At 69.0% G+C, this 11,329-nt stretch carries 10 protein-coding genes; 5 read left to right on the plus strand and 5 right to left on the minus strand.

Translation table 11 applies throughout. The annotated features are described in order from the left end of the window. Window positions 1-92: 92 nt before the first annotated feature. From ACWCXB_RS22720 to ACWCXB_RS22730, 3 genes are all read right to left on the minus strand, one after another. Window positions 93-1,196, minus strand: a complete 1,104-nt coding sequence (locus ACWCXB_RS22720) for an FG-GAP repeat domain-containing protein (RefSeq protein ID WP_450725285.1) — start codon at window positions 1,194-1,196, stop codon at window positions 93-95. Window positions 1,197-1,451: 255 nt separating this feature from the next. Further along, window positions 1,452-3,725: a (Fe-S)-binding protein gene (locus ACWCXB_RS22725; protein WP_450725286.1), complete on the minus strand. Its 2,274-nt coding sequence runs from the start codon at window positions 3,723-3,725 to the stop codon at window positions 1,452-1,454. 83 nt (window positions 3,726-3,808) lie between these two features. Further along, on the minus strand, window positions 3,809-4,330 hold the full coding sequence (locus ACWCXB_RS22730; RefSeq protein WP_450725287.1) for a sugar transferase: 522 nt from the start codon (window positions 4,328-4,330) through the stop codon (window positions 3,809-3,811). A 232-nt stretch (window positions 4,331-4,562) separates the two neighbouring features. Between ACWCXB_RS22730 and dnaK the strand changes: the two genes are divergently transcribed. From dnaK to ACWCXB_RS22750, 4 genes are read left to right on the plus strand one after another with little or no spacing between them, the layout of a single operon-like run. Further along, window positions 4,563-6,416 carry a molecular chaperone DnaK gene (gene dnaK / locus ACWCXB_RS22735; protein WP_450725288.1) on the plus strand — a complete coding sequence of 618 codons (1,854 nt, stop codon included), beginning with the start codon at window positions 4,563-4,565 and terminating at the stop codon, window positions 6,414-6,416. Then, on the plus strand, window positions 6,416-7,072 hold the full coding sequence (grpE, locus tag ACWCXB_RS22740) for a nucleotide exchange factor GrpE (protein ID WP_450725289.1): 657 nt from the start codon (window positions 6,416-6,418) through the stop codon (window positions 7,070-7,072). Before dnaK ends, grpE begins: the two co-directional genes overlap by 1 nt. A 57-nt stretch (window positions 7,073-7,129) precedes the next feature. Further along, the gene (dnaJ, locus tag ACWCXB_RS22745) at window positions 7,130-8,320 is read left to right on the plus strand and encodes a molecular chaperone DnaJ (protein ID WP_450725290.1); all 1,191 of its coding nucleotides are present in this window, start codon (window positions 7,130-7,132) and stop codon (window positions 8,318-8,320) included. Between the two features lie 4 nt (window positions 8,321-8,324). Beyond that, window positions 8,325-8,792 carry a heat shock protein transcriptional repressor HspR gene (locus ACWCXB_RS22750; RefSeq protein WP_450725291.1) on the plus strand — a complete coding sequence of 156 codons (468 nt, stop codon included), beginning with the start codon at window positions 8,325-8,327 and terminating at the stop codon, window positions 8,790-8,792. Window positions 8,793-8,895: 103 nt separating this feature from the next. On the opposite strand, the gene ACWCXB_RS22755 is transcribed toward ACWCXB_RS22750, so the two are convergent. Further along, on the minus strand, window positions 8,896-9,888 hold the full coding sequence (locus tag ACWCXB_RS22755; protein WP_450725292.1) for a helix-turn-helix transcriptional regulator: 993 nt from the start codon (window positions 9,886-9,888) through the stop codon (window positions 8,896-8,898). 387 nt (window positions 9,889-10,275) lie between these two features. On the opposite strand from ACWCXB_RS22755, the gene ACWCXB_RS22760 reads away from it, so the two are divergent. Continuing rightward, a complete protein-coding gene (locus tag ACWCXB_RS22760) occupies window positions 10,276-10,593 on the plus strand; it encodes a (2Fe-2S)-binding protein (protein ID WP_450725293.1) in 318 nt (105 codons plus the stop codon). A gap of 207 nt (window positions 10,594-10,800) precedes the next feature. Here ACWCXB_RS22760 and ACWCXB_RS22765 read toward each other — a convergent pair whose 3' ends face one another. After that, a complete protein-coding gene (locus tag ACWCXB_RS22765) occupies window positions 10,801-11,214 on the minus strand; it encodes a pyridoxamine 5'-phosphate oxidase family protein (protein WP_450725294.1) in 414 nt (137 codons plus the stop codon). Window positions 11,215-11,329 lie beyond the last annotated feature (115 nt).

The following is an 11,329-nucleotide window of genomic DNA, read 5'->3' on the forward strand; positions in this document are numbered from 1 at the left end:
TGTTCAGACGAAGGCCGCTTCCGTGTACGCCGGATACCGAACCGAGTGATCAAGTTCGACGCACCATTCGACGCCGGACGTTAAAGATCAAGCTAAGGGATGTCCAGGAAGATCGACGTGCTGAAAGTGATCAAGGGCCTTGTGCGGTCGCCGGAGGCCGGGTAAAGGGCGATGACGTCGGCGTTCTCGCCCCGGTGCGTACGCGTCACGACGTCCGCCCGCTTGTCGCCGTCGAAGTCCGCGTAGCGCAGCAGCTCGGTGACGGGCGTGGCTTCGCCTGCCGGGAGCGGTGGCGCGGGCGGGAGGCGCACGGCCTTGAAGGTGTACGTGCCGCCGGGGCGCCCGGGGCCGTCGGGGCCGCCCAGCAGCAGCCCGGTCTCGGCCGCGGCGCCGGGGGTGCGGGGGCGTGTGGAGTGGGCCAGGTCGTCGTAGCCGTCGCCGTTCGGGTCGGCGTCGGGCTCGGGGGCCGCGAGCAACGGGCCCGCGCCCGGGAGCGGGGCCTCGGCGGCGCGTGGGGCGCCCGTACGGGTGAAGGGGCCGGGCAGGAAGCTGAGCCGGCCGCCGCTCGCGGTGACGGCGAGGTCCTGGGCGCCGTCGCCGTCGAAGTCGCCGCAGACGGGGTGGTCGGGCCACTCGTTGCCGTACCGGGCCCGCTCCGGGATGCGGAGGACGACCGCCTTCCCCATGAGGCCGGTGGGGCCGCCGAAGAGCAGCTGGAGGGGGACGGGCGGGCGGCCGACACCGTCGTACGGCGGGTCCGTGGCCACGATCAGGTCGCTGAAGCCGTCCTTGTCGAGGTCGCACGCGGCCGCTGCGTCGAAGGCGGAGGGGAGCACGCCCGCGACGGGGGCGCCGTTGGCGCGAGGGGTGAGGAGCCGGCGTACGGAAGGGGCCAGGGAGCCTTTCGCGGTCCCGTAGACGATGCCGATGCCCGCATCGTCGTCGTGGGCCGCGCCCGGCGCCTTGACGAGGTCGTCGAGGACGAGATCGCGGTGCCCGTCGCCGTTGAAGTCCTCCGGGACGCGGCTGCCGTTGCCGCGCGGTACGGGGAGGGCGGGCACGGCCGCCCTGCCGGCGAAGGCGGAGGCGGATGCGGCGGCGGAAGCGGAGGCGCCGAGGGCCGGGCGGTCGGACGTGGCGTCGGGGTGCGCAGGTGAGAGCCCGCAGCCCGCCGACAGCGGCGCCAGCAGCAGCATGCCCAAGCCTCCGAGCGCGGCCTTGCGCATTCGACGTCGACGCCCCACGGCGGCACCCACCCCATCCGTCTCTCCGGAACCAGCCGCCTCATCATGCTCCTGCCAGGCGCTTGGGCCAATGCTTGGGCGATGCGTAATGGCCCACTCGCATGGGGTGAGGCCGGTGCGAGCCGGGAGGTCACGCGAAAAGCGGCCGGTCCTGCCCCCGAGGCAGGTCCGGCCGCTTCTCGTTTCCCGTACCGAGTACGAGGACGACTACTTCACGGGCTGCGGTTCCGGCGCTCCCCCAGCGGGCTCCGCCGCACCCTCTTCCGGGTCCACCGGAATCCTCACCGAGTCGAGGAGCAGCTGCGCCACGTCCACGACCTGCAGGCTCTCCTTGGCCTGGCCGTCGTTCTTCTTGCCGTTGACCGAGTCGGTCAGCATCACGAGACAGAACGGGCAGGCCGTCGAGACGATGTCAGGGTTGAGCGAGAGAGCCTCGTCCACACGCTCGGTGTTGATGCGCTTGCCGATCCGCTCCTCCATCCACATGCGCGCTCCGCCGGCGCCACAGCAGAAGCCGCGCTCCTTGTGGCGGTGCATCTCCTCGTTCCGCAGGCCCGGCACCTTGGCGATGATCTCGCGCGGCGGCGTGTAGACCTTGTTGTGGCGGCCCAGGTAGCAGGGGTCGTGGTACGTGATCAGACCCTCGACCGGCGTCACCGGGATCAGCTTGCCCTCGTCGATCAGGTGCTGGAGCAGCTGGGTGTGGTGGATGACCTCGTACTCGCCGCCGAGCTGCGGGTACTCGTTCGCGATGGTGTTGAAGCAGTGCGGGCAGGTCGCGACGATCTTCTTCGACGACTTCGGCTTCTTCGTCGACGGGTCCTCGTCGTCCTCGCCGAATGCCATGTTCAGCATCGCGACGTTCTCCGCGCCCAGCTGCTGGAACAGGAACTCGTTGCCGAGGCGGCGCGGCGAGTCTCCGGTGCACTTCTCCTCGCCGCCCATGATCGCGAACTTGACGCCCGCGATGTGCAGCAGCTCGGCGAAGGCCTTGGTGGTCTTCTTGGCCCGGTCCTCGAGGGCGCCCGCGCAGCCGACCCAGTACAGGTAGTCGACCTCGCTGAGGTCCTCGACGTCCTTGCCGACGACCGGGACCTCGAAGTCGACCTCCTTGGTCCACTCGAGGCGCTGCTTCTTCGCCAGGCCCCAGGGGTTGCCCTTCTTCTCCAGGTTCTTGAGCATCGTGCCCGCCTCGGACGGGAAGGAGCTCTCGATCATCACCTGGTAGCGGCGCATGTCGACGATGTGGTCGATGTGCTCGATGTCGACCGGGCACTGCTCCACGCAGGCACCGCAGGTGGTGCAGGACCACAGCACGTCCGGGTCGATGACGCCGTTCTCCTCGGCGGTCCCGATCAGCGGGCGCTCGGCCTCGGCGAGGGCGGAGGCGGGGACGTCCTTCAGCTGCTCCTCGGACGCCTTCTCCTCGCCCTCCATCGTCTTGCCGCCGCCGGCCAGCAGGTAGGGCGCCTTGGCGTGCGCGTGGTCGCGCAGCGACATGATCAGCAGCTTCGGAGAGAGCGGCTTGCCCGTGTTCCAGGCCGGGCACTGCGACTGGCAGCGACCGCACTCGGTGCAGGTGGAGAAGTCCAGCAGGCCCTTCCAGGAGAACTGCTCCACCTGGGAGACGCCGAAGACGTCGTCCTCGCCCGGGTCCTCGAAGTCGATCGGCTTGCCGCCGGACGTCATCGGCTGGAGGCCGCCGAGGGCCGTCTCACCGGTCGCGTTGCGCTTGAACCAGATGTTCGGGAAGGCGAGGAAGCGGTGCCAGGCCACACCCATGTTCGTGTTGAGCGAGACCGTGATCATCCAGATCATGGTCGTGCTCAGCTTGATCATCGCGAAGAGGTAGACGAGGTTCTGCAGCGCGGCGATGCTCAGGCCCTTGAAGGCCAGGATCAGCGGGTACGAGGCGAAGTACGCGGCCTCGTAGTGGTCCACGTGGTGCAGCGCGCCCTCGAGGCCGCGCAGGGCGTAGATCGCCAGGCCGATGGTGAAGATGACGTACTCGACGAAGTACGCCTGGCCCATCTTCGAGCCCGCGAACCGCGACTTGCGGCCGGGCCGCGACGGCAGGTTCAGCAGGCGGATGACCATCAGCGTGACGATGCCGAGGGTGGTCATCGCGGCGATGAACTCGATGTACAGCTCGTACGGCAGGAAGCCGCCGATCACCGGGAGCGTCCAGTCGGCCTCGAAGAGCTGGCCGTACGCCGTGATGATGGTCGGCGGCAGCGTCAGGAAGCCGATCGCCACGAACCAGTGGGCGACGCCCACGATGCCCCAGCGGTTCATCCGGGTGTGGCCGAGGAACTCCTTCACCAGCGTCACACTGCGCTGGTAGGGGTTGTCGGTCCGGGTGCCGGCGGGCACGGGCTGGCCGAGCTTGAAGTACCTGACGAACTGGCCGATGGCGCGTGCGAGCAGCGCAACGCCGACCACGGTCAGGACCAGCGACACGATGATCGCGGCGAGTTGCATTTGGGGGCTCCCTCGGGCCTGCGAGGTGGGAAGATCGGACTTACTAAGCGGTAACTTAATCAGTCCGTGCTGAGACTACCCACTTATTCCGCCGCACTGTAGTTGTGCAAGCGGTGATCTGCGTCGCTCAGGTCACCCTGAGTGCGCGGGGGCCGCAGGGCCGGCAGCGTACGTACGAGGATGGCCAGGTCGAGGCCCATCCAATGGTGCTCCACATAGTGCTGATCGAGTAGTTCCGGCTCGTCCCAGGGCATCGTCGAATGCCGGCGGAGCTGGGCGAGGCCGGTCAGGCCCGGCTTGACGCTCTGCCGCCAGGGTGCGGCGGCGCGCGGGTCGCCGGGCGCCAGCGCGGCCGGCCCGACAAGGGACATCTCGCCCCGTACGACATGGGGCAGCCGGGAGAGCAGGTCCAGCCGGTAGCGGCGGGTGCGCAGCGAGCGCACGGTCAGCGGACGGCCGTGCAGCCCGGTCCTCGTCTCGCGCACGAACGCGCCGCCGGGCCTCAGGCGCAGCACGGCCGAGTAGGCGGCTGCCGCCAGCAGGGGTGCGAAGAGGGTCAGCAGGAGCGAGCCGAGGACGAGATCGAGAAGGCGCTTGGGCTGCATGGCTCTCACCCGACCGTTCCGTCGTTCGTGTCATGTTTTCGCGTGCTTTATGCGAACAATGGCACGGTGGGTGGCGTGGGGGGCGCAGGCCGCGCCGGGGTGGATCGGCCGGGGCGCGCCAGGCCACGCACCATAGTTGAGTCGGGTCGACTCAGGTCTGTTGACTCCGTGGGACCTGTGATGCATCCTTGAGCCAGTTCCGCTCAAGTTAAGCCCCACTGGAGGATTCGAAATGGCACGTGCGGTCGGCATCGACCTGGGCACGACTAACTCCGTCGTCAGCGTTCTGGAAGGCGGGGAGCCCACCGTCATCACCAACGCCGAGGGCGCCAGGACCACGCCGTCCGTCGTCGCCTTCGCCAAGAACGGTGAGGTGCTCGTCGGAGAGGTTGCGAAGCGTCAGGCGGTCACCAACGTGGACCGGACCATCCGGTCCGTGAAGCGTCACATGGGCACCGATTGGAAGATCGAGCTCGACGGGAAGACCTTCAACCCGCAGCAGATGAGCGCCTTCATCCTGCAGAAGCTGAAGCGCGACGCGGAGTCGTACCTGGGCGAGAAGGTCACGGACGCGGTCATCACCGTCCCGGCGTACTTCAACGACTCCGAGCGCCAGGCCACCAAGGAGGCCGGCGAGATCGCGGGTCTCAACGTCCTGCGCATCGTCAACGAGCCGACGGCCGCCGCGCTCGCGTACGGCCTCGACAAGGACGACCAGACGATCCTCGTCTTCGACCTCGGTGGCGGCACCTTCGACGTCTCGCTGCTGGAGATCGGCGACGGCGTCGTCGAGGTGAAGGCCACCAACGGTGACAACCACCTCGGTGGTGACGACTGGGACCAGCGCGTCGTCGACTACCTGGTGAAGCAGTTCGCCAACGGCCACGGCGTGGACCTGTCGAAGGACAAGATGGCTCTCCAGCGTCTCCGCGAGGCCGCGGAGAAGGCGAAGATCGAGCTGTCGTCCTCGACCGAGACGACCATCAACCTGCCCTACATCACGGCGTCCGCCGAGGGCCCGCTGCACCTGGACGAGAAGCTCACGCGCGCCCAGTTCCAGCAGCTCACCGCCGACCTGCTGGAGCGCTGCAAGACGCCGTTCCACAACGTCATCAAGGACGCGGGCATCCAGCTCTCCGAGATCGACCACGTCGTTCTCGTGGGTGGCTCGACCCGTATGCCGGCCGTCGCCGAGCTCGTCAAGGAGCTGACCGGCGGCAAGGAGGCCAACAAGGGTGTGAACCCGGACGAGGTCGTCGCCATCGGCGCCACGCTCCAGGCCGGTGTCCTCAAGGGTGAGGTCAAGGACGTCCTGCTCCTCGACGTGACCCCGCTGTCCCTCGGTATCGAGACCAAGGGCGGCATCATGACCAAGCTCATCGAGCGCAACACCACGATCCCGACGAAGCGCTCGGAGATCTTCACGACGGCCGAGGACAACCAGCCGTCCGTGCAGATCCAGGTCTACCAGGGCGAGCGCGAGATCGCGGCGTACAACAAGAAGCTCGGCATGTTCGAGCTGACCGGCCTGCCCCCGGCCCCGCGCGGCGTCCCGCAGATCGAGGTCTCCTTCGACATCGACGCCAACGGCATCATGCACGTGACCGCGAAGGACCTCGGCACGGGCAAGGAGCAGAAGATGACCGTCACCGGCGGTTCTTCGCTCGCCAAGGACGAGGTCGACCGGATGCGCCAGGAGGCCGAGCAGTACGCGGAGGAGGACCACCGCCGCCGCGAGGCCGCCGAGACCCGCAACCAGGCCGAGCAGCTCGTCTACCAGACCGAGAAGTTCCTCAAGGACAACGAGGACAAGGTCCCGGGCGAGATCAAGACCGAGGTCGAGGGTGCCGTCGCCGAGCTGAAGGACAAGCTCAAGGGCGAGGACACCGCGGAGATCCGCACCGCGACCGAGAAGGTCGCCGCCGTCTCCCAGAAGCTCGGCCAGGCCATGTACGCCGACGCGCAGGCCCAGCAGGCCGCGGGCGGTGCCGGTGACGCCGGTGCCTCCCAGGCGAAGGCCGAGGACGATGTCGTCGACGCCGAGATCGTCGACGACGAGAAGGACCAGAAGGGTGGCGCTGCCTGATGACGGAGGAGACCCCGGGCTTCGAGGAGAAGCCTGACGTCCCCTCCGGCGCCACTCCGGACGAAGCGGCGCAGGCCGCCTCCCCCTCCGCGGAGGAGGGGGCGGCCCCGGCCGGGGACGCAGCACAGACCGCGGCTCAGGCAGGCCTGACGGCCCAGCTGGACCAGGTCCGTACCGCGCTCAACGAGCGCACGATGGACCTCCAGCGGCTCCAGGCCGAGTACCAGAACTACCGTCGCCGGGTGGAGCGGGACCGGATCACGGTCAAGGAGATCGCCGTCGCGCAGCTCCTGACCGAGCTCCTGCCCGTCCTCGACGACATCGGCCGTGCCCGCGAGCACGGTGAACTGGTGGGCGGCTTCAAGTCGGTGGCCGAATCGCTGGAGACGGTCGCCGCCAAGATGGGTCTGCAGCAGTTCGGCAAGGAGGGCGAGCCCTTCGACCCGACGATCCACGAAGCCCTGATGCACTCGTACGCACCGGACGTCACCGAGACGACCTGCGTCGCGATCCTGCAGCCGGGCTACCGGATCGGCGAGCGGACCATCCGCCCCGCGCGGGTCGCGGTGGCCGAGCCCCAGCCGGGCGCGGCACCCGCGGCGCCGAAGGAGGAGCAGCCGGCAGGCGAGGAGAGCGGTGGCCCGGACGAGGGCTGACGTGATCGGTGACGGAAACGGGTACGAGTACGGAGTCGTCCGAGAGGAGGGACGTCGGTGAGCACGAAGGACTTCGTGGAGAAGGACTACTACAAGGTTCTCGGCGTCCCCAAGGACGCCACCGAGGCCGAGATCAAGAAGGCGTACCGGAAGCTCGCCCGCGAGTTCCACCCGGACGCCAACAAGGGCGACGCCAAGGCCGAGGAGCGCTTCAAGGAGATCTCCGAGGCCAACGACGTGCTCGGCGACGCCAAGCGGCGCAAGGAGTACGACGAGGCGCGCGCCCTCTTCGGCAACGGCGGCTTCCGGGCAGGCGGCCCCGGCGCCGGCGGCACGTTCAACTTCGACCTGAGTGACCTCTTCGGCGGCACCCAGGCCGGGGGCGGCAGCGGCGCCGGCGGCGCCGGCGGCTTCGGGGGCGGCATCGGAGACGTCTTCGGCGGGCTGTTCCACCGCGGCGCCGGGGCGGGTACGCGTACGCAGCCGCGCCGCGGCCAGGACATCGAGTCCGAGGTGACGCTCAGCTTCACCGAGGCGGTCGAAGGGGCCACGGTCCCGCTGCGGATGTCCAGCCAGCAGCCCTGCAAGGCCTGTTCGGGCACCGGAGACAAGAACGGCACGCCGCGTGTGTGCCCGACCTGTGTCGGCACCGGGCAGGTCTCGCGCGGCGGCAGCGGCTCGTTCTCGCTCACCGACCCGTGCGTGGACTGCAAGGGGCGTGGGCTCATCGCCGAGAACCCGTGCGAGGTCTGCCACGGCAGCGGCCGGGCCAAGTCGTCGAGGACCATGCAGGTCCGCATCCCCGCGGGCGTGAGTGACGGCCAGCGGATCCGGCTGCGCGGCAAGGGCGCACCGGGCGAGCGCGGCGGCCCGGCGGGCGATCTGTACGTCGTCGTCCATGTCGACCCCCACCCGGTCTTCGGCCGCAGGGGCGACAACCTCACCGTCACGGTGCCGGTCTCCTTCACGGAGGCGGCACTGGGCGGCGAGGTGAAGGTGCCGACGCTCGGCGGGCCCCCGGTCACGCTGAAGCTGCCCGCGGGCACGCCCAACGGTCGTACGATGCGCGCTCGTGGCAAGGGCGCCGTCCGTAAGGACGGCACCCACGGCGATCTCCTGGTCACCGTGGAGGTCGCGGTGCCGAAGGACCTCGGTGCCGATGCGCGTGAGGCCCTGGAGGCGTACCGGAAGGCGACTGCCGGCGAGGACCCGCGGGCAGAACTGTTCCAGGCTGCGAAGGGAGCATGACGCGATGGACGGCCGACGTCGACAGCCCGGGTTCGGAAGCAGGGTCTATGAACTGACCGACGAGACGCCGGTGTACGTCATCTCGGTGGCGGCCCAGCTCTCCGGCCTACACCCGCAGACGCTGAGGCAGTACGACCGCCTCGGCCTGGTCTCCCCCGACCGCACCGCCGGACGGGGTCGGCGCTACTCGGCCCGCGACATCGAACTGCTCCGCCAGGTGCAGCAGTTGTCGCAGGACGAGGGCATCAATCTGGCCGGTATCAAGCGCATCATCGAACTGGAGAACCAGGTCGCGGCGCTCCAGGCACGCGTCGCCGAGCTCTCGGCGGCGGTGGAGGGCGCGGCGGCGGCGATGCAGCAGCGCGAGGCGCAGGTGCACGCGTCGTACCGGCGGGATCTGGTGCCGTATCAGGACGTGCAGCAGGCCAGTGCGCTGGTGGTGTGGCGGCCGAAGCCGAAGCGCGACGGCTGAAGCCGTCAGGAACGCATGAAGGGGCCGGGAGGGCGAGTAGCTCTCCCGGCCCCTCTGCGTCCGCCTATGCGTGCGCCCTCTGCACGGGCGGGCGCGGCCGCCGTCAGCCCTGTTCCGGCGGCGGGGCCGAGAGGATCCCGGACTGGGCGATGAGATAACCCAGTTGCGCCCGCGAACCACTGCCGAGCGCCGAGGCGAGCTTGGCGATGTGGGCGCGGCAGGTGCGGACGTTCATACCGAGCCGGCGGGCGATCGCCTCGTCGACGTGGCCCTCGACGAGGAGCCTTGCTATGGCGCGCTGCACCCCGCTTATGCCGTTCACGTTGGGCTCGTACGTCACCGGGTCGTCGAGCGGGATCGCCTGCATCCAGAACTGGTCGAAGACGCCGACGAGATACTCGACCAGGCCGGGGTGGTGCAGCTCCAGTGCGACCTGGCGGTCCCGGCTGGCCGGGACGAAGGCGACCTTGCGGTCCACGATGATCAGCCGGTCGATGATCTCCTCCAGCGTGCGCACCTCGACCTCGGGGCCTATGCGTTCCAGATAGGCCAGGGTGATCGGCTGGTGGCGGGCGGTGTGCTGGTAGAGGGTGCGCATCCGGATGCCGCGGCCGAGGAGCGGTCTGACCCTGCGCAGTGCCGCGCCGAAGGTGGCCGCGCTGCGGCCGCTGCCCGGCTGGACGGTCAGCAGCTCCGACGTGCACTCGGCAACGACGCGGTCCAGGCTGGCATTGATCCGGGGGAGTCCTTCGAGCACCGTGATCGCGTGGGTGGTCGAAGGGTCCTGCGCGCTGATGGTCATGAATGGCTCAAACGCGTCGGACAGTTGAACGGTAAGCCGTCTACGCTCCTGAATTTCGCTCTCTATCGGCAGCAGGAGCTGGGCCAGCGCCGCGGAGGGGGGCACGGGGCGGAGCCACTGGACGTCGTCGGGGTCGGGACGCAGCAGGTCCAGGTCGATCAGGCAGGGTGCGGAGGTCACCTCCGTCCGGGCGATCCGTCCACTCCGCAGGGCACTCGCATACAGCCGTGAACCGGCCTCGCACAGCTGTGCATGTGTATGAGGGTGACCCTGATTGTCCAGTTCTGACCGCATCTATACACCCCCAGGCTTTTGCAATACAGGAACATGATGCATTGAGCCAGTGGTGGAAACGTGGAGAGTGAGCCATCGTCATGGCTGCGGGGGAGCCGTAGGAATCACCTTCAAGTGAGGTTGCTCGGTCATGGCCAAGAAGCTCATACGCACCGTAGTCGGTGTCGCGCTCTTCGCTGCTGCGGCAGTGGGGGTTGTGACGTCGGCCGAGGGTCCCGGGTGGGGTCTGGGTTCACAGGTGACCCAGGTGACCTCAGCGGCGCCTGACCCGGGCTGGGAAGTCGCACCGCGGGCGGTCCAGGACCCGGGCTGGGAGTTCACGGCGCCGGCGGCGTCGCAGGATCCCGGCTGGGAGTCGGCGGACCCCGGTTGGGAGTCCGTGAGGGCATGACGGTTCCCGAGGATCCTCGCTTCCGGCGGGAGATGGCGACCGCGTACCGCTCCGGGTGGCATTTCATCGACCTCGTCACAGCGGTGCCGCACCGTGGCGATTCGTTGATGGTCACCCTCTTCGGCGAACCGGTCGTGATCAACCGCGGCGACGACGAGGAGATCCGCGCGTACCGCTGCCTGCGGAGGCCCCGCGGGGCTCCGCAACCCGTCCGCTGTGCCATCAGGTACGGCATGATCTTCGTCAATCTCGACCAGCGCGACCACCAGCTGGTCGAGCCGCACACCACCACCGCCACCCCCCGCAGTGCCTGAGCGGTTCCCCCGTCGTTCAAGATCGCTCAGGTGCTTCCCCCACACAGCGGCGCCATCGTGGACCTGAAACACGATGGCGCCGCTGTGCTTTGCTCTTTCTCCTTCTCCGGAGGCCTCCGAGGGGTCCGGGGCCTCCGAGGCCCCGGTGACCCCGGTGACCCCGGTGGCCCCGGTGGCCCCGGACGTCCGGGATCGCGGGCCTCGCGGCTACGCCCGGCCCATCGCGCGCGTCAGGGCGATCTCGATGACCACCCGGTCCGGGTTCGGCGCGGGAGTACGGCCGTATCGGTCCGCGTAACGCGCGACCGCGTCCGCGACCACCTCCGGTTCCGTCCGGACCGTGGCGCGGCCCTCCAGCGTCGCCCAACGCCCCTTGTCCACCTGGCAGACTGCGACCCGTGCCGGTTCCGGGCCCGCGGCCAGGACGTTGGCGACCTTGTGGCTGTGCTTGTTGGTGATGACGCGGGCGATGCCCTTCTCGCCGCCCTCCGGGTCGTACGTGACGCCCACCGCGACGACGTGCGGGGTGCCGTCCGGGCGTGGGGTGGTCAGGGTGCACATGTGGTACTCGCGCCAGAAGCTGAGGTAGGACGCGTCGGGATTCCGTGGGTCGATGGCCATGCCCGGAACCTATCGGCGGAGCCTGCTCATCCCGTACCTTGAGTGGAATAGACTCAACTTTGTGTACGTTGGAAGAGTCACATCCGTATGACGTGACGAGCCGAGGAGGAGAGAC

Source organism: Streptomyces sp. NPDC001514, from assembly GCF_053597075.1.